Source organism: Brevundimonas sp. FG8 (assembly GCF_057808845.1).
In genome coordinates this window covers 25363-42952 of record NZ_JBMDIU010000004.1, presented here as the reverse complement: position 1 = coordinate 42952, position 17590 = coordinate 25363, and the positions used below count along the sequence as shown (strand labels likewise).

Below are 17590 nucleotides of genomic sequence, written 5' to 3'. Positions count from 1 at the left end.
CATATGACCCTCGCCCTTCTGTTCCCCGGCCAAGGCAGCCAGGCCGTCGGCATGGGCGTGGCGCTGGCCGACGCCTTCGCCTGCGCCCGCGACGTCTTCAACGAGGTGGACGAGGCGCTGGGCCAGAAGCTGTCGACCCTGATGCGCGAAGGGCCGGAAGACCAGCTGACCCTGACCGAGAACGCCCAGCCGGCGCTGATGGCCGTCTCGGCCGCCGCCGCCCGGGTGCTGAAGGTGGAGTTCGGCGTCGGCGTGGACCGCGCCGCCTTTGTGGCCGGCCACTCGCTGGGCGAATACTCGGCCCTGTGCGCCGCCGGAGCGCTGTCGCTGACCGACACCGCCCGCCTGCTGAAGCTGCGCGGTCAGGCCATGCAGCGCGCCGTGCCGGTGGGGCAGGGCGCCATGGCCTCGCTGATCGGCCCGAAGACCGATCTGGCCTTGGCCGAGGCCGCCGCCAAGGTCGGCGCCGAGATCGGCGTCTGTGTGGTCGCCAATGACAACAACGCCGGAAACATCGTCATCTCCGGCGAGAAGGCCGCCGTGGATCGCGCTATCGAGGCCGCCAAGGAACTGGGCGCCCGCGCCATCCTGCTGAACGTCTCGGCGCCTTTCCACTGCCCGCTGATGCAGCCCGCCGCCGACGAGATGGCCGCAGCGCTGGCCGCAGCCACCATCAACGCCCCGGTCGTTCCGGTGGTCGCCAACGTTCTGGCCCGCCCGGAAAGCGATCCGGAAGTCATCCGCCGCCTGCTGGTCGAGCAGGTCACCGGCCGCGTCCGCTGGCGTGAGTCGATGGAGTGGATGGCGGGCGAGGGCGGCGTGACCCGCTTCGCCGAGGTCGGCTCGGGCAAGGTGCTGACCGGCATGGCCAAGCGCATCGCGCCGAACGCCGAGAGCGCTCCGCTGAACATGCCCGAGGAACTGGAAGCCTTCGCCAAGTCGCTGTGACCAGGGCGGCCGCGCTCTTCTGGCTGACCGTGGCCGGTTGGGTCGTTCTGGCGATCCTGCCGCTGCTCTATGGCGCCGTGTCGCTGACCCTGTCAGTACGCGGCGGCTTTGACCTGATGGGCGCGGTGACGGCGCTGGTCATGCTGGCCGCCGTCGGCGCCGGGGGCTACCGCTACTGGCGCCGCGACGCCCGCGAGGCGTGGATCCTGCTGGCCCTGTCGTGGGCGCCGCTGATGCTGGTCCTGCTGTGGGGCGTGTTCGGGCGGATCTAGCCCGCCCGCTCGATCCCCAAATCCGCATCCAGCGCCGGGCGCAGTTCCGTCAGGATGTCCACTGCGCGATAGGGCATGGCCTGGATCATCATGGTCGCCGCGAAGTTCTTCTCCGGATCGATCCAGCCCTGCGTGCCCGCCGCGCCGCTCCAGCCGAACTCGCCCTGACGGCGGTGACCCGGGCGGGCGATCCAGCCGCCGAAGCCATAGCCGCCGCCCTCTGCGGTCAGACCCTCGGGCAGGATGTCGGTGTGGATCAGGCGGGCGGTCTCGGGCTTCATCACCCGCACACGGCCCGCGCGCCCGTCGCGCAGCAGCATGGACAGGAAGTCCAGGTAGTCGCGGGTCGAGGAGATCAGACCGCCGCCGCCGGAATAGAGGGTGACCGGAGCGGAGTAGTCCTCGGCTGACAGACCCGGCATGACCGAAGGCGGATTCCGGCCGTCGCGACCGAAGGCGTAGACCTGCATCAGCCGTGCGGCGTCGCCGTCGCGCAGTCGCCAGACGGTGTCGCGCATGCCGACCGGATTGAGGATGCGGCGCTGGACGAAGTCGGGGAAGGCCATGCCCGAGACGCGCTGGATGACCAGACCCAGCACATCCAGCGACAGGCTGTAGTGGTAGGCGGTTCCCGGCTCGGCGATCAGGGGCAGGTCGCCCAGCTTGCGGACCAGTTCGTCGAGGTCGCGGACCTGATTGCTGTCGCCGCCGGGCGCGCCGGGGGTGAGGCCCGCCTCGCGATAGGCGCGAGGGACCGGACCGTCTCCGGCGATGGAATAGCTGAGCCCGCTGGTGTGGGTCAGCAGATGGCGGATGGTCATGACGTTGCGCGCCGGGCGGCCCGCCAGACCGCGCTCGGGGTTGGTCGCGACCTTCAGATCGGCGAACTCGGGCACGATGTCGGCGACCGGGGTGTCCAGCGTCAGCTTTCCGTCCTCGATCAGCAGGGCCGCCGCGGTCCCGGTGATCGGCTTGGTCATGGAGAAGATACGGAACAGGCTGTCCGGCCCGACGCGGTCGAAAACGTTGAAGTCCAGCGTCCCCGCCTGGATGAAGATGTCGCTGCCGTCGGGGGCGCGGACACCGACCGAGACGCCGGGCAGGCGGCGCTCGCTGACGAAGCGGTTCAGCACCGTCTGGCTGCGCGGCAGGCGGTCCAGACCGCGAATCGCCGGCGCCGAACCGCCGCCTCCAAAGGGCAGGCCGACCGTCCCGCAGCCGGCCAGACCTCCAGACACACCAAGGGCTCCGACGCCCAGAAGCAGGGAGCGGCGGCTGGCGATGAGGCGGTTTCGGTCCATCGGGCGTTCCTTCTGGCGATATGACGCGGGCTCGGTTAGACCCCTCCCACGAAATGGCGGAGCTATCAAAATGTTCAACCTGACTGGCAAGACGGCCCTCGTGACCGGCGCGACCGGCGGCATCGGCGGCGCGGTGGCCCGCGCCCTGCACGCGCAAGGCGCGACGGTGGTTCTGTCGGGCACCCGCGAGGCGGTGCTGCAGGAACTGGCCGCGGAACTGGGCGAGCGCGCCTTTTACGCGACGGCCAACCTGTCCGACGCGGCCTCGGTCGACGGCCTGATCGCGCGCGCCGAGGAAGCCGCCGGTTCGCCGCTGGACATCCTCGTCGCCAATGCCGGCATCACCAAAGACGGCCTGCTGATGCGGATGAAGGACGAGGACTTCGAGCAGGTCATCAAGATCAACCTCGAAAGCTACTTCCGCCTGTCGCGCGCCGCGATGAAGGGGATGATGAAGCGCCGCTCGGGCCGCATCATCGGCGTGACCTCGGTGGTCGGCGTGACCGGCAACCCCGGCCAGACCAACTATTCGGCCTCCAAGGCCGGGATGATCGGCTTCTCCAAGTCGCTGGCCCAGGAAGTCGGCTCGCGCGGCATCACCGTGAACTGCATCGCCCCGGGCTTCATCGCCTCGCCGATGACCGACGTGCTGAACGACCAGCAGCGCGAGACCATCCTTCGCAACATCCCGGCCGGCCGTCTGGGCACCGGCGACGAGATCGCGGCGGCGGCGGTGTACCTGTCGTCGGATGAAGCGGCCTATGTCACGGGGCAGACGCTGCACGTGAATGGCGGCATGGCGATGATCTGATCTTCGCCTTCTCCCCTTGCGGGAGAAGGTGGCTCAGCCTCACCTCTCCACCGAAGGTGGGGAGGGGGACCGCCCGGGCGACCTGGCCCGGGTGGTGGAGGGGGCGGCGCCGATATCGGCGATCCGTTCGCGAACCACGCGGGCGATGAAGCCAAGCACGCCGTCCAATTCGTCTCGCACATCATGCGCCGCGATCCGCACTACGCGGATGCCCTGTGCGGCCAGCCAGCGGGTTCGACGTCGGTCGTGTGCGATCCGGTGCGGGTCTTCGTGGCAGCGCCCGTCCACCTCGACCGCGAGGCGCGCCGCTGCGCAGTAGAAATCGAGGATGTAGGGGCCGCACGGATGCTGGCGGCGGAATTTGAAGCCCTGCAAGCGGTGAGCGCGGACACGGGTTCAGAGCCGCGCTTCGGGCGGTGTCATGGGGCATCGCAAACGTTTGGCGAACGCGTGTGTGGCGTGTTCATCCATGCTCGGAAAAGTTGCATGAATTGGGTCGGTGCGCAACTGGTTGATGCCTGCGCCGCCCTCTCCTGATCGTCGCTCGCGCGCCGATCGGTCCTCTCCATCGCCTTGGAGGGCGATGGAGAGGTGAGGTCTTGGCCGACTCTTAGCGCAGCGACGCCGCGAACCGCTGGATCCGCGTGCAGGCCTCTTCCAGCACGCTCTCGCTCGTCGCGTAGCTGATGCGGAAATAGGGCGACAACCCGAAGGCTTCGCCCTGGACCACGGCCACGCCCTCGGCGTTCAGCAGTTCGGCGGCGAAGGTCGAGTCGCCGTCGATGACCACGCCGCCCTCGGTGGTCTTGCCGATCAGGCCCGCGATGGACGGATAGACGTAGAAGGCGCCTTCCGGGGTGGCGCAGGTGACGCCCGCCGTCTGGTTCAGCATCGAGACGACCAGGTCGCGGCGCTTTTCGAAGGCGACGCGGCGCTCGGCCATGAAGTCCTGCGGGCCGTTCAGCGCCTCGACGGCGGCCCACTGGCTGATGCTTGTCGGGTTGGAGGTGGTCTGGCTGGCCACCTTGCGCATCAGGTCGATCAGCGGCTTGGGTCCGCCCGCATAGCCGATGCGCCAGCCGGTCATGGCATAGGCCTTGGACACGCCGTTGACGGTCAGGGTGCGGTCGTAGAGGTCCGGCGCGACCTGGGCGATGGTCGTGTACTCGAAGTCGCCGTAGACGAGGTGTTCGTACATGTCGTCGGTCAGCACCCAGACGTGCGGGTGACGACGCAGGACCTCGGCGAGGCCCTCCAGTTCGGCTCGGGTGTAGGCGGCGCCGGTGGGGTTGGACGGGCTGTTGAGGATCAGCCACTTCGTCTTCGGCGTGATGGCCGCTTCCAGCACCTCGGGACGCAGCTTGAAGCCGTCCTTCTCCTCGCCGATCACCTTGACCGGCTCGCCGCCCGACAGCAGGACCATGTCGGGGTAGGAGACCCAGTAGGGGGCGGGGACGATGACCTCGTCACCCGGGTTCAGGGTGGCGACCAAGGCGTTGAAGATGACCGGCTTGCCGCCCGGAGCGACGTGGATCTGGGCCGTCGAATAGTCGAGGCCGTTCTCGCGCCTGAACTTGGCCGAGATGGCGGCCTTCAGCTGGGGCATGCCGTCGGCGTCGGTGTACTTCGTCTCGCCGCGGGTGATGGCGTCGATGGCGGCCTGTTTGATGTTGCCCGGAGTGTCGAAGTCCGGCTCCCCGGCGCCCAGACCGATCACATCGCGACCCTCGGCTTTCAGCTGCCGGGCCTGTGCGGTGACGGCGAGCGTGGCCGACGGCTTGACGCGAGCGAGGGCGGAGGACTGCAGGCTGGACATGGCGACTCCCGTTGAACGGCGGCCCTCATTACGCAGTTGCGAAGGGGGGAGCAAATGACGAGACGCTACGGTTCCTTGCGTTTGATACAGACGGTTCACACCGTCGCCGCATCGCCCTAGAACCGGCCTGACAAATCAGGGCTTCGGGGAGGAAGCGATGGGGTGGCGGAACGCGGTCCGGTTCGGACAGGCGATGGCGGCGGCCGTGGTTTTGCTGGGGCTGGCGCAGCCTGTGACGGCGGCGTCGGTCCGGAATGACCGGACGCTGCCTCAGACCGTCAACACCTTCATCGGCACGCGGGACGAGGGGAACACCTTCCCCGGCGCCTCGGCCCCCTTCGGCCTGATTCAGGTCAGCCCGATCGGCTCGCACTATGCGGGCTATCGCTATGACGACGAGACGATACGGGGCTTCGGGCGCTCCTTCATCTCGGGCGCCGGCTGCTGGGAGCAGGGCGGGCAGGTGTCGGTCCTGCCGGTGACCGGCTCCATCACCCCGGGCGGGACGTTCGACACCACCAAGGCCAACAGCTTCGATCACAAGGCCTATGCCTCCCGCTACACCCACGAGGGAGAGGTGGGGCAGGCGGGCTACTATCGCGTCAGGCTGACCGATTACGGCGGCATCGACGTGGAGGCGACGGCCCTGACCCGGGCGGCGGCCGAGCGCTACACCTTCGCGCCGGGCCAGACGCAGGGCCATGTCCTGATCAACGTCAGTCAGGCCAATGAGCGGCACCGGGTCATCGGCAGCCAGATCCGCGTCGTCGGCGACCGCGCGGTCGAGGGCAAGGTGACGACGATGAGCTTCTGCGGCGGCCACCAGTATTCGACCTGGTTCCGCATCGAGTTCGACCGGCCCTTCACCGGCTTCGGCGTCTGGGGACAGGCGGGCGGCACGCCGGGCGCGCGCTTCAGCATGGAGAGCGAGCACGACCCCAGGAACGGCGCCTGGGTGACGTTTGATCTGGCGGGCGGGCAGGCCGTGACGGCGATCAGCGCCATCTCGCACGTCGATCAGGCGGGGGCGAGGGGCAATCTGGACGCCGAGGGGCGGCGCGACGGTCAACTGTTGAGCTTCGACGCCATGCGAGAGGCGGCGCAGGAGGTCTGGAACCGGGAACTGAGGTCGGTCCGGGTCAGCGGCGGGACGCGTGACGACCGCGCCGTCTTCTACACGGCCCTGTATCACGCCCTGCTGCAACCCATGACCGGCAGCGACGCCGACGGGCGCTACCGCGGCTATGACGATCAAATCCACGTCGCGGACGGCTGGACCTATCACGAGTATTTCTCGCTGTGGGACACCTACCGGTCCCAGAACCAGCTGCTGGCCATACTGAAGCCGGAGCGGGCGAGGGACATCGCGCGGTCGGTGCTGGCCATCGGCGAACAGGGCGGCTGGCTGCCGCGCTGGGGCTACGCCGGCTTCGAGACCAATGTGATGACCGGCGATCCGGTGACGCCCTTCATGGTCGACCTGTGGCGCTATGGGGCGCTGGAGGGCCGGGAACAGCAGGCATGGGCCGCGCTGCGTCGCAACGCCTTCGGCAATCCGCCGCTGAACTCGCGCCACGACGGCCGGGCGGGCAATCCGCACTATCTGGCCGAGGGCTATATCCAGTTCGACCGGGCGCACCCCTCGAAAGGGATGGACTCCGATCCACACCACGCCGGGTCTGCGACCATGGAGTACGCACTGGGCGACTGTTCTCTGTCGATCATGGGCGCGGCGCTGGGCCAGACGGCGGATGCGGCGATCCTGCGTCGTCGAGGCGGCAACTGGCGCAATGTCTGGGACGCCTCGGTGGCCGACGGCGAGAGCGACTTCACCGGCTTCCCGCGTCCGCGCATGGAGGATGGCGCGTGGTTCACGCCTCCGGCGGGCGCCTATGACCCGACCTCCCACTACGGCTTCCATGAGGGGACGGCCTGGCAGTACCAGTGGCTGGTCCCGCAGGATGTGGCGGGGCTGACCGAGGCGATGGGCGGGCGTGAGCGGACGCTGGCGCGGCTGGATCGCTTCTTCGCTTTCGACAAGATCTCCGCCGATCCCACGAGCGCCCGCGCCGAGTGGGTGGCAGGGCCCTACGCCTACTATGGCCAGCACCGGTACAATCCGAACAACGAGCCGACCATGCACACCCCGTGGATCTACACCCTGCTGGGGCGGCCTGATCGCACGGCGGCGGTGGTCCGCGCGGCCCAGACCCTGTTCACCAACGCGCCCAACGGCGTGACCGGCAATGACGATCTGGGGACGATGTCGGCCTGGTACCTGTTCGGCGCGGTGGGCCTGTATCCGGGCATGCCGGGAACAGGCGAGCTTCTGGTCGGGACGCCGCGTTTCGAACAGGTCGAGATCGATCTGGGCCAGGGCCGCACCCTGAGCATCAACGCCCCCGGCGCGACCGGCGAGCGGGTCCAGTATGTCTCGGGCGCCCGCCTGAACGGTCAGGCCTTCGACCGGGTCTGGCTGGAGTGGGATCAGCTGAAGGCCGGCGGACGGATCGACCTGCGCCTGACCGACCGGGCGGACCGCGCCCACTGGGGGCAGGGCGCGGGCGCGACGCCGCGGGATGTGTGCCGGGCGAGGTGACGGGACACCTTTTCGGCTTGCCGCGTTTCGGATGACCGCCTTTGCTGTCGGAGACGCATGAGCCCGAACCGGACAATCCTGCCTGAAGCCGTGCTGCGCCCGACGCCGCAGGGGCTTTGGTGCCCCGAGGGTGGGTTCTTCATCGACCCGCCGGGGCCGGTGGACCGCGCCGTCATCACCCATGGCCACGCCGACCACGCCCGCGCCGGGCATGGCGCTGTGCTGGCCACGCCCGAGACGCTGGCGATCATGGGCGAGCGCTACGGAAAGGATTTCGCGGGGTCGACACAGACGCTGGCCTATGGCGAGCGGCTGATGGTCGGCGGGGTAGAGGTGTCGCTGGCCCCCGCAGGCCATGTGCTGGGTTCTGCGCAGGCGACGGTGCGGCAGGGCGGGCTGACCATTACGGCGTCCGGCGACTACAAGCGGCGGCGCGACCCCACCTGCGCGGCGTTCGAGCCTGTGCCCAGCGATGTCTTCATCACCGAGGCGACCTTCGGCCTGCCGGTCTTCCGCCATCCGCCGGACAGTCATGAGATCGGGCGGTTGCTGCGCTCGGTGGTCCAGTTCCCGGAACGGGCGCATCTGGTCGGGGCCTATGCCTTGGGCAAGGCGCAGCGGGTGATCCGGCTACTGCGCGAGGCGGGCTATGACGAGACGATCTATGTCCACGGGGCGCTGGAGAGGTTGAACCGGCTGTATGAGCATTTCGGCGTCAATCTGGGGCCGCTGGCGCCCGCGACGGGCTCCAAGGCGGATTTCGCCGGGCGGATCGTGATCGCGCCGCCCTCGGCCATCGCCGACCGCTGGAGCCGCCGCTTCCCCGATCCGGTGACGGCTTTCGCCTCGGGCTGGATGAGCGTGAGGGCGCGAGCCCGGCAGCGGGGCGTGGAACTGCCGCTGGTGCTGTCGGATCACGCGGACTGGGATGAACTGACCGCCACCCTGACCGAGCTGGCGCCGCAGGAGACCTGGATCACCCACGGGCGGGACGACGCCCTGCGGCGCTGGGCCGAGCTGAACGGGCTGAAGGCGCGGGCGCTGCATCTGGTGGGCTATGAAGACGAGGACGACGACTGATGCGCGCCTTCGCCGCCCTGCTGGACCGGCTGTCGCTGACGTCGTCCCGGAACGCCAAGCTGAAGCTGATCCGCGACCATCTGGCTGAGGCCCCGGACCCGGATCGCGGCTGGGCGCTGGCCGCCCTGACCGGGGCGCTCTCGTTCAATGCGGCCAAGCCGGCGATGATCCGGGCGGCGGTCGAGGCGCGGGTCGATCCGGAGCTGTTCCGCCTGTCTTATGACTATGTCGGCGATCTGGCCGAGACGGCGGCCCTGATCTGGCCGGCCCGGCACGGGGCCAACCGTGAGCCGGAGCTGTCCGAGGTGATCGACGCCCTGCGTGAAGCGAAGCGCGGTCAGGTTCAGGGGCTGCTGGAGGGCTGGCTGGATGCGCTGGACGCCGACGGGCGGTGGGCGCTGTTGAAGCTGGTCACCGGCGGCCTTCGGGTCGGGGTGTCGGCGCGGCTGGCCTGGCAGGCGGCGGCGGACTTCGGCGGGGTCGAGGTCGCGGACATCCAGGAGGTCTGGCACGCCCAGAGCCCGCCCTATGCCGATCTGCTGGCCTGGCTGGACGGCAAGGCGGAACGACCGTTGGCCGAGGCGCATGGGCGGTTCCGGCCGGTCATGCTGGCCCAGCCGATCGATGAAGCGGTCGATTTCGCCCGGCTGGACCCCGCCGCCTACGCGGCCGAGTGGAAGTGGGACGGCATCCGTGTGCAGGCCGTCAGCGAGGGCGGGGTGAAGCGTCTCTACAGCCGGACCGGCGAGGACGTGTCGCCGGCCTTTCCCGATGTGCTGGCGGCGCTGAACTATGAGGGCGTGATCGACGGCGAGTTGCTGGTGCTGCGCGAGGGCAGGGTGGGGGCGTTCGGCGACCTGCAGCAGCGGCTGAACCGCAAGGTGGCCGATCCCAAGCTGATCGCCGCCCACCCGGCGGGCATCCGGGCCTATGACCTGCTGGCCGCCGATGGCGAGGACCTGCGCGCCCTGCCGTTCGTGGAGCGGCGGGCGCGGCTGGAGCGGTTCGTGGCGGCGGCTGGGTCCGAGCGACTGGACCTGTCACCTCTGGTTTCGTTCGACAGTTGGGAGGAACTGGCGGCGATCCGCGCCGATCCGCCGGAGGGCGATCCGCTCGCGGCCGAGGGGCTGATGCTCAAGCGGCTCGACAGTGTCTATGAGGCCGGTCGCCCCAAGGGCCCATGGTTCAAGTGGAAGCGCGATCCGCACCTGATCGACGCGGTGCTGATGTATGCCCAGCGTGGGCATGGAAAGCGGTCCAGCTTCTATTCCGATTTCACCTTCGGGGTCTGGACGGAAGGCGCGGACGGCGTTCCGGCCCTGACGCCGGTGGGCAAGGCCTATTTCGGCTTCACCGATGAGGAGCTGAAGCAACTGGACAAGTTCGTTCGCGACAACACCGTCGAGCGGTTCGGGCCGGTGCGGTCGGTCAGGGCGGGGCGGGACTTTGGTCTGGTGCTGGAAGTCGCCTTCGAGGGGCTGCAGCGTTCGAAGCGGCACAAGTCCGGCGTCGCCATGCGCTTCCCCCGCATCAGCCGCATCCGCTGGGACAAGCCCGCCGCCGAGGCCGATGAGCTGGGCACGCTGGAGCGAATGCTGGATCAGGGCGCTTGAACGGGCGGGGGCAGTCCGTGCAAATGGCCCGGCTCGCCCCCTGAGCCGGGACAGATTCTTGCGCCGCATCCTCGATTTTATCCTCAATATGGAGGCCCGCCGCTGGAAGGTGGTGCTGGCGACCGTGCTGTTGCTGGGCGCGACCCTCGGATTGCTGGCGCTCGGCAAGACGCAGCTGGGGCTGGACGCCGAGGAGAAGCTGGAAGCGTGGCTGCAAGGCTATGCGGGCAGTCCGTGGGCCTTCGCGGCGACGGTGGTGTTGTTCGTGGTGTCGGCCTTCATCGGCGCGCCGCAGTTCATTCTGATCGCCGCCTGCGTGGTGGCCTTCGGGCCGAACCTGGGATTCGCCTACAGCTGGGTGGCGACGGTGGTGTCGGCGGGGGTGACCTACTGGCTGGGCCGGGGACCGACCGCGCGGTTGATCGACAGGTTCGACAGCCGGACGCTGGACCGGTTGAAGCGGTTTGTCGGGCGCAACGCCTTCTACGCCAGCTTCATGATCCGCAATGTGCCGTCCGCGCCCTTCATCGTGGTCAACATGGCCTTCGGGGCGACGCGGGCGAATTTCTGGACCTATCTGGCCGGGTGCGCGCTGGGCGTCCTGCCGAAGACGGCGCTGGTGGCGTTTTTCGGCGGGGCGGTGGTGTCTGCGGTCAGCGGCGACGGCGTCTGGACCTCGCTGATCCTGGCGGCGGTGGCGGTGGTCTGGCTGGGGCTGATGCTGGCCGTGCGCGAGTTCGTCAAACGGCGCGAGAAGGCGGCGGGCGTCAGCGAGGACTGACCCGAGAGCGGCGTCTCATCGTCCGAACCCGGACGGATGGACTGTGCGAGCAGCGCGAGATGGGGGTGGGGCAGGGCGTCGCCTTGACACTATCGTGAACAACCTGTCCCCGTTCCGGGACCAAGCTGTGGTCACGGGGCTTGTAATCGCCTCCGCACACGGGCAAACGAGCCCTCGGTCGGTCAGGCGAAGACGATCAGGAGGCGGCGCGTATGGGGATACGCGAAGCCGGGGCGTCGCCGAAGCAGATCGAGTTAAACGCACGCCCTCAAGGCTCGAACGAACGGTATCCCAGGCCCATGTTCTCCCACATCTTCGGCTCGATCTCGAACGATATCGCCATCGATCTCGGCACCGCCAACACCCTGATCTACATGAAGGGCAAGGGCATCGTTCTGAACGAACCGTCCGTCGTCGCCCTGCGTAACGTGGGTGGCCGCAAGATCGTCCACGCTGTCGGTATCGAAGCCAAGCAGATGCTGGGCCGCACCCCGGGCCACATGGAAGCCATCCGTCCCATGCGTGACGGGGTCATCGCCGACTTCGAGGTCGCCGAAGAGATGATCAAGCACTTCATCCGCAAGGTGCATAACCGCCGCGGCTTCGTGAACCCGAAGATCATCGTCTGCGTGCCGTCGGGCGCCACCGCCGTCGAGCGTCGCGCGATCAACGACAGCTGCCTGAACGCCGGCGCCCGCCGCGTCGGCCTGATCGACGAGCCGATGGCCGCCGCGATCGGCGCCGGCCTGCCGATCCATGAACCGACCGGCTCGATGGTCGTCGACATCGGCGGCGGCACCACCGAGGTGGCCGTCCTGTCGCTGTCGGGCATCGTCTATTCGCGTTCGGTCCGCGTCGGCGGCGACAAGATGGACGACAGCATCATCAGCTACATGCGTCGCAACCATAACCTGCTGATCGGCGAAACGACCGCCGAGCGCATCAAGAAGGACATCGGCACCGCCCGCATCCCGGCCGACGGCGAAGGCCTGTCGATCGACGTGAAGGGCCGCGACCTGATGCAGGGCGTGCCGCGCGAGGTTCGCATCTCGGAACGTCAGGCCGCCGAAGCGCTGGCCGAGCCGGTTTCGCAGATCGTCGAAGCCGTGAAGGTGGCCCTGGAAGCCACGCCGCCGGAACTGGCCGCGGACATCGCCGACAAGGGCATCATGCTGACCGGCGGCGGCGCGCTGCTGCGCGGTCTGGACGCCGAAATCCGTGATCACACCGGCCTGCCGGTCTCGGTCGCCGACGATCCGCTCTCCTGCGTGGCCATCGGTTGCGGCCGCGTTCTGGAGCATCCGCGCTGGATGAAGGGTGTGCTGGACTCGGCTCTGTAAGAGCCGGTTCAGGAAAAGGCCTCAAATCCCCGTCATTACGGGGATTACGCCGGTTTCCAACTGGCGTGTATTTTGCGATAGGCTCGGCAGATCGGCGGGGGCGTCCCACCGATTCCCTATTTTGAGGAAGGCGCGCCGTGGCGTTTCGCGACGGACCGTTCGAGAACATCAAGGTGCCGCTGGTCTGGACCGCGGCCGTGTCTGTCGCTGTGGCGGCGGTGCTCGCGGTGTTCTTGCTGTTCAGTGACAACGGCGCCGAGGCGTCCCCCTACCAGCCGGCGCGCGCGGGCGTGGAGACGGTCTCCGGCCCTGTCGGCGGCGTCTTCGCCGCTCCGGTGCGCTGGTTCGGCCATGTCAGCGACTACATCGGCGGCTACTTCTTCGCCGTGTCCGAGAACCGTCGCCTGAAGCGTGAACTGGCCGAGCTTGAGCCCTGGCGGGATCAGGCCATCGCCCTGAAGAACATCAACGCCCGCTATGAGGCTATGCTGGGTCTGAGGCCTGAGCCCGCGGTGCCGATGCTGACGGCGCGATCGGTCTCGGATTCGCGCGGGCCCTTCTCCAATGCCCGTCTGCTGGACACCGGCGCCGCCAAGGGCGTGAAGATCGGCAATCCTGTCATCAACGAACACGGCCTGGTCGGCCGCGTGGTCGGAACGTCGGGCAATGTCAGCCGCATGCTTCTGCTGACCGACGTGGCCAGCCGGACGCCGGTGCTGATCGACCGCACCGACGCGCGCGCCATCCTGACGGGCGACGGCTCGGGCAATCCGCGACTGGAGTTCGTGCGGGGCGTGGGCTCGGTACAGCCGGGCGACCGCATCCTGACCTCGGGCGACGGCGGCGGCTTCCCGCGCGGCGTGCCGATCGGCGTGGCGGCCAAGGGCATCGACGGCTCCTGGCGGGTCAAGCTGTTCAGCGACCGCGGCGCTATCGACTATGTGAAGGTCCTGCTGTTCGAGGACTTCGGTCAGCTGGTCGGCGGCGCCGACCTGAACGCGCCGCCGCTGGCCGCGCTGGACACCCTGCCGGATGCGACCGGGTCCCAGGTCGCTGCGATCAATGACGCAGCCGCCCGCCGAACCGCCGCCGCGCAGGCGCAGGCGGAGCGGGTGCGCGCCGCCAATGCCGCACCGCCGCCCGCTCAGGCTCAGGCTCAGGCTCCGGTCCGCCAGCCCGCCGGGCCGCCTCCGGCCCGTCCGGCCGCGCCGCCGCCCGCCCAGCCGGCGACGCAGCAGACGCCGCCGGGAGCAACCGAATGAAACGCGGCGTCACGGTCCGCGTCGTCGGGCCGCTGCAGTGGATCGTTTATCCGGCCCTGATCGCGGTCGCGGTCACCCTGCTTCTGGCGACCCCGGTAGAGCTGTTCGGCCTCAGCCTGCCCGAGCCGGTGGTTCCGATGGTGCTGGCCTTCGCCTGGCCGCTGATCCGCCCGTCCTGGGTCGCGCCGCTGGTGCTGTTCGTCCTCGGCCTGTTCCTCGACATCTTCTGGGGCGGGCAGGGGCTGCTGGGCATGTGGGCGCTGGCCCTGCTGGCCGTCTATGCGGTCGTGCTGGGCGCCCGTTCATTCCTGATCGGTCAGGACACGGCTGTCCTGTTCATCTGGTACGCGTCCTGTTCGGCGCTGGCCTTCCTGATCGCCTACGCCATCGTTTCCCTGAAGGCGGGCAACATGCCCAGTATTCTGGCGCTGATCGGCCAGGTCGTGCCGACCCTGCTGCTGTTCCCGTTCGCCAACCGGATGGTCGAGGAATTCGATGATGGCGACGTGAGGTTCCGATGAGCTCGGAACCGTCCATCTTCTTCGCCGATCCGAATGAGCGCCAAGGCTCGTTCCTGCGGCGCACCTTCGTGCTGGGCGGTCTGATGACGCTGGGCGGACTGGCGTTGGGCGGACGTCTTGCCCAGTTGCAGGTGTTCCAGGCGCACCAGTACGCGACGCTCGCCAGTCAGAACCAGTTCAATTTCCGTCTGGTGCCGCCGCCGCGCGGGCGGATTCTCGACCGAAACGGTGTCGTGATCGCGGGCAACCGTCCCAGTTTCCGCGTCCTGGTGGTGCGGGACGAGACCAAGGATCTGGATCAGACGCTGGACCTGCTGGGCCGTCTGCTGCCCGATACGCTGGATCGCCGTCGCACCATCATCCGAGAGGTCAACGCCGCCCCCCGCTTCTCGCCGGTGCCGGTCAAGTCTGACCTGACCTGGGAAGAGTTCGCCCGGGTCAATCTGTACGCCAATGAGCTGCCCGGCGTGATGGCCGACATGAACGAGGCGCGCTTCTATCCCTACGGTGGCGCCTTCGCCCACGTCATCGGCTATGTCGCCAAGCCCAATGATCGGGACATCAAGGCCATTCAGGATCGGGGCGAGAAGGTCCCGGAAATCCTCTACAATCCCGGCTTCCGTATCGGCCGCCAAGGGGTGGAGCGGGCCTTTGACAGCGATCTGCGAGGCGAGGCCGGCGGAAACCGCGTCGAGGTCGATGCTCGCGGCCGCGTGGTGGCCGAGGACATCGGCGGATCGCGCCCCGCACAGCCCGGCAAGGATGTCGTGCTGACGCTGGACACCGACGTCCAGAACCGGGCGTTGGAAGTCTATGGCGAGGAGTCCGGCGGCTGCGTGGTGATGGATGTCCGCAACGGCGACATCCTCTGCATGGTTTCGGCACCGTCGTTTGATCCGAATCTGTTTGTCGGCGGCGTGCCCAGCCGGGTCTACAACGCCCTGCGCGACTACGAGCGCAAGCCGCTGCTGGACAAGGCGATCTACGGCACCTTCCCGCCGGGCTCGACCTTCAAGATGACCACGGCGCTGGCCTTCCTTGAGGCGGGTATTGATCCCAAGGAACGGGTCAACTGCACCGGCGGCTATCGCTACGGGAACCGGACCTTCCGTTGCTGGCGACGGGGCGGCCACGGCTCGATGGACATGCACAACGCCATCAAGAACTCGTGCGACACCTATTTCTATCACCTGTGCAACCGGGCGGGCGTCGACAAGATCGCCGACATCGCCGGCAAGCTGGGCTTCGGCCACACCTTCGATATCGGCATCGCGGGTCAGTCGAAGGGGATCGTCCCCTCGACCCAGTGGAAGCGCGACTACGCCGCCGCCACCAAGTGGGATGATGACGGCACCTGGTATCCGGGTGAGACCCTGTCGGTGTCGATCGGGCAGGGCGCGCTGGCGGTGAACGCGCTTCAGCTGGCGGTCATGGTTTCGCGCATCGCCAACGGTCGCAAGGCGATCATGCCGCGGCTGGTGAAGTCAGTCGGTGGGGTGAACCGGCCCGAAGGCGATGACTTCGGCGATCTTCCGATCTCCGTCGAGCACCTGGATATCGTGCGGGCGGGCATGCAGGCCGTGGCGAACGACGTGACGGGCACGGCCTACCGCGCCTCGCAGCTGGGGCTCGGCGACATCCAGATGGCGGGCAAGACCGGCACCGCCCAGTCGCGCGACTACGGCACCGGGTCGCGCGGACCGCGTGACGCGGTCTGGACCCGTCGCGACCATGCCCTGTTCGTCGCCTTCGCCCCGCACGATGCGCCGCGCTACGCCATCGCCCTGATCATCCAGCACGCGCCGTCCGGCGGGGCGGCGGACGCGGCGCCCAAGGCGCGCGAGATCATGAAGACCGTGTTGCTGAAGGATCCGGACATGCGCGCGCGCATCGAGCGTCCGCTGCCGCCCCAGGCCACGGTCGATACGCCGGACGAGGGCGAGGCCGGAGCCGCGCCCGGCGGAGAGGTCACCGGGCAGGAGGCGGCGGAAGTCCTGCGGCCGCCGCCGGCCGCACCCACGGCGCCGTCAGCGACCTCTGGTCCGCGTCCCTATGTGCCGGAGCCGCCCCGATGACCGCCTCGGCCCTGACCCGTCCGGGGGAACGCGACCGGCTGTCGACCAAGATCGCCGAGCTGGACTGGCGACTGATCGGCCTGATCTGTGTGATCGCCAGTGTCGGCGCCGCCATGCTGTATTCGATCGCCGGCGGCAGCTGGCGGCCGTGGGCGATCAATCACCTGATCCGCTTCGGCGCCCTGCTGATCGTCATGCTGGGGCTGGCGATGGTGCACCCGAAATGGTGGTTCCGCGCGGCCTATCCGACCTACGGCGTCCTGTTGATCCTTGTGCTGATGATCGAGTTCACCCCGCTGGGCTATGAGCCCGCGGGCGCGGGCGCCAAGAACTGGCTGAACCTCGGTTTCACTCGCATCCAGCCCGCCGAGTTCATGAAGATCGGGCTCGTCCTGGCGCTGGCGCGCTGGTACCACAGCCATACCGCGCAAGAGGCGCGCTGGTCCTGGAAGCTGATCGTCCCCGCGGGCATGATCGGCGTCCCCTTCATCCTGATCGCCAAACAGCCGGACCTCGGGTCGGCCATGATCCTGGGCCTGACGGGTGCGGTGATCATGTTCATGGCGGGGCTGAGCTGGCGGATCATCGCCGCCGGCGTCGCCGCCGCCGTGGCGATCATTCCGCCATTCGTGATGTTCGGCATGCACGACTATCAGCGAAACCGGGTGCTGACCTTCCTGAACCCGGAGGCTGATCCGACAGGCACGGGCTACAACATCATCCAGTCCAAGATCGCCCTGGGGTCGGGCGGCGTGATGGGCAAGGGGTACGGGCTGGGCAGCCAGAGCCAGCTGGAGTTCCTGCCGGAGCGGCATACCGACTTCATTTTCTCGACGGTGGCGGAGGAGTTCGGCTTCCTCGGCTCGTTCAGTCTGGTGGTCTGCTATGTGGCGCTGATCCTGATCGCCCTGCGGATCGCCTCGCTTGCGCACAGCCACTTCGGGCGGATTTCAGCGGCCGGGATGACGGCCTTCTTCGCCCTGTTCGTGCTGATCAACGGTGCGATGGTGATGGGGATGGCGCCGGTCGTGGGTGTGCCCATGCCGCTGCTGTCGTATGGCGGTTCGTCGATGATGACGGTGATGATCGGCTTCGGCCTGGTCCTGTCGACGCGGGTGCACCGCTACGCCGAGCTGCCCAAGGGCGGTTACAGCCTGTTCTGATCCGGTGT

15 protein-coding genes are annotated in these 17590 nt (G+C 68.4%); 12 read left to right on the top strand and 3 right to left on the bottom strand.

Translation table 11 applies throughout. The features are described 5' to 3' along the window. Nucleotides 1-3 precede the first annotated feature (3 nt). Complete coding sequence (fabD, locus tag ACODRV_RS09090; RefSeq protein WP_488908103.1) at nt 4-948, top strand: ACP S-malonyltransferase; 945 nt, start codon at nt 4-6, stop codon at nt 946-948. Further along, on the top strand, nt 945-1220 hold the full coding sequence (locus tag ACODRV_RS09085; protein ID WP_488908102.1) for a hypothetical protein: 276 nt from the start codon (nt 945-947) through the stop codon (nt 1218-1220). Before fabD ends, ACODRV_RS09085 begins: the two co-directional genes overlap by 4 nt. Here the strand turns inward: ACODRV_RS09085 and ACODRV_RS09080 are convergent. Continuing rightward, nucleotides 1217-2521: a serine hydrolase domain-containing protein gene (locus ACODRV_RS09080; RefSeq protein ID WP_168196825.1), complete on the bottom strand. Its 1305-nt coding sequence runs from the start codon at nt 2519-2521 to the stop codon at nt 1217-1219. The genes ACODRV_RS09085 and ACODRV_RS09080 overlap by 4 nt on opposite strands. 70 nt (nt 2522-2591) lie before the next feature. Here ACODRV_RS09080 and fabG point away from each other — a divergent pair, with 70 nt between their 5' ends. Next, on the top strand, nt 2592-3332 hold the full coding sequence (gene fabG, locus ACODRV_RS09075) for a 3-oxoacyl-[acyl-carrier-protein] reductase (protein WP_488908101.1): 741 nt from the start codon (nt 2592-2594) through the stop codon (nt 3330-3332). 39 nt (nt 3333-3371) lie between these two features. Here fabG and ACODRV_RS09070 read toward each other — a convergent pair whose 3' ends face one another. Beyond that, the gene (locus ACODRV_RS09070; RefSeq protein ID WP_240811612.1) at nt 3372-3707 is read right to left on the bottom strand and encodes an endonuclease domain-containing protein; all 336 of its coding nucleotides are present in this window, start codon (nt 3705-3707) and stop codon (nt 3372-3374) included. Between the two features lie 235 nt (nt 3708-3942). Beyond that, nucleotides 3943-5148 (bottom strand): pyridoxal phosphate-dependent aminotransferase, encoded by a 1206-nt coding sequence (locus ACODRV_RS09065; protein WP_141627015.1) that lies wholly within the window; start codon nt 5146-5148, stop codon nt 3943-3945. Nucleotides 5149-5305: 157 nt separating this feature from the next. Here ACODRV_RS09065 and ACODRV_RS09060 point away from each other — a divergent pair, with 157 nt between their 5' ends. The 9 genes from ACODRV_RS09060 to rodA all read left to right on the top strand — a co-directional run bounded on the left by ACODRV_RS09060 (nt 5306) and on the right by rodA (nt 17582). Further along, the gene (locus ACODRV_RS09060; protein WP_488908100.1) at nt 5306-7747 is read left to right on the top strand and encodes a GH92 family glycosyl hydrolase; all 2442 of its coding nucleotides are present in this window, start codon (nt 5306-5308) and stop codon (nt 7745-7747) included. 57 nt (nt 7748-7804) lie between these two features. Then, nucleotides 7805-8827 carry a ligase-associated DNA damage response exonuclease gene (locus tag ACODRV_RS09055; RefSeq protein ID WP_488908099.1) on the top strand — a complete coding sequence of 341 codons (1023 nt, stop codon included), beginning with the start codon at nt 7805-7807 and terminating at the stop codon, nt 8825-8827. Then, a complete protein-coding gene (locus ACODRV_RS09050; protein ID WP_488908098.1) occupies nt 8827-10440 on the top strand; it encodes a cisplatin damage response ATP-dependent DNA ligase in 1614 nt (537 codons plus the stop codon). The genes ACODRV_RS09055 and ACODRV_RS09050 overlap by 1 nt, the downstream gene beginning before the upstream one ends. Nucleotides 10441-10498: 58 nt before the next feature. Further along, the gene (locus ACODRV_RS09045; RefSeq protein WP_240811611.1) at nt 10499-11221 is read left to right on the top strand and encodes a TVP38/TMEM64 family protein; all 723 of its coding nucleotides are present in this window, start codon (nt 10499-10501) and stop codon (nt 11219-11221) included. A gap of 299 nt (nt 11222-11520) precedes the next feature. Next, the gene (locus tag ACODRV_RS09040; RefSeq protein WP_141627012.1) at nt 11521-12561 is read left to right on the top strand and encodes a rod shape-determining protein; all 1041 of its coding nucleotides are present in this window, start codon (nt 11521-11523) and stop codon (nt 12559-12561) included. Between the two features lie 137 nt (nt 12562-12698). Next, entirely contained in the window at nt 12699-13823 is a 1125-nt protein-coding gene (gene mreC / locus ACODRV_RS09035) for a rod shape-determining protein MreC (RefSeq protein ID WP_488908097.1), read from the top strand. Then, nucleotides 13820-14344 carry a hypothetical protein gene (locus ACODRV_RS09030; protein ID WP_488908096.1) on the top strand — a complete coding sequence of 175 codons (525 nt, stop codon included), beginning with the start codon at nt 13820-13822 and terminating at the stop codon, nt 14342-14344. Before mreC ends, ACODRV_RS09030 begins: the two co-directional genes overlap by 4 nt. After that, nucleotides 14341-16419: a penicillin-binding protein 2 gene (gene mrdA / locus ACODRV_RS09025; RefSeq protein ID WP_488908095.1), complete on the top strand. Its 2079-nt coding sequence runs from the start codon at nt 14341-14343 to the stop codon at nt 16417-16419. The genes ACODRV_RS09030 and mrdA overlap by 4 nt, the downstream gene beginning before the upstream one ends. Then, nucleotides 16416-17582: a rod shape-determining protein RodA gene (gene rodA, locus ACODRV_RS09020; protein WP_488908094.1), complete on the top strand. Its 1167-nt coding sequence runs from the start codon at nt 16416-16418 to the stop codon at nt 17580-17582. The genes mrdA and rodA overlap by 4 nt, the downstream gene beginning before the upstream one ends. Nucleotides 17583-17590: the final 8 nt, after the last annotated feature.

Excerpts from the sequence above, each read along its gene's own strand:
- ACODRV_RS09060 (WP_488908100.1), top strand. The coding sequence starts at position 5,306 with ATGGGGTGGCGGAACGCGGTCCGGTTCGGACAGGCGATGGCGGCGGCC.
- ACODRV_RS09065 (WP_141627015.1), bottom strand. The coding sequence starts at position 5,148 with ATGTCCAGCCTGCAGTCCTCCGCCCTCGCTCGCGTCAAGCCGTCGGCC.
- ACODRV_RS09030 (WP_488908096.1), top strand. The coding sequence starts at position 13,820 with ATGAAACGCGGCGTCACGGTCCGCGTCGTCGGGCCGCTGCAGTGGATC.
- ACODRV_RS09040 (WP_141627012.1), top strand. The coding sequence starts at position 11,521 with ATGTTCTCCCACATCTTCGGCTCGATCTCGAACGATATCGCCATCGAT.
- mrdA (WP_488908095.1), top strand. The coding sequence starts at position 14,341 with ATGAGCTCGGAACCGTCCATCTTCTTCGCCGATCCGAATGAGCGCCAA.
- fabG (WP_488908101.1), top strand. The coding sequence starts at position 2,592 with ATGTTCAACCTGACTGGCAAGACGGCCCTCGTGACCGGCGCGACCGGC.
- fabD (WP_488908103.1), top strand. The coding sequence starts at position 4 with ATGACCCTCGCCCTTCTGTTCCCCGGCCAAGGCAGCCAGGCCGTCGGC.
- rodA (WP_488908094.1), top strand. The coding sequence starts at position 16,416 with ATGACCGCCTCGGCCCTGACCCGTCCGGGGGAACGCGACCGGCTGTCG.
- ACODRV_RS09055 (WP_488908099.1), top strand. The coding sequence starts at position 7,805 with ATGAGCCCGAACCGGACAATCCTGCCTGAAGCCGTGCTGCGCCCGACG.
- ACODRV_RS09050 (WP_488908098.1), top strand. The coding sequence starts at position 8,827 with ATGCGCGCCTTCGCCGCCCTGCTGGACCGGCTGTCGCTGACGTCGTCC.
- ACODRV_RS09080 (WP_168196825.1), bottom strand. The coding sequence starts at position 2,521 with ATGGACCGAAACCGCCTCATCGCCAGCCGCCGCTCCCTGCTTCTGGGC.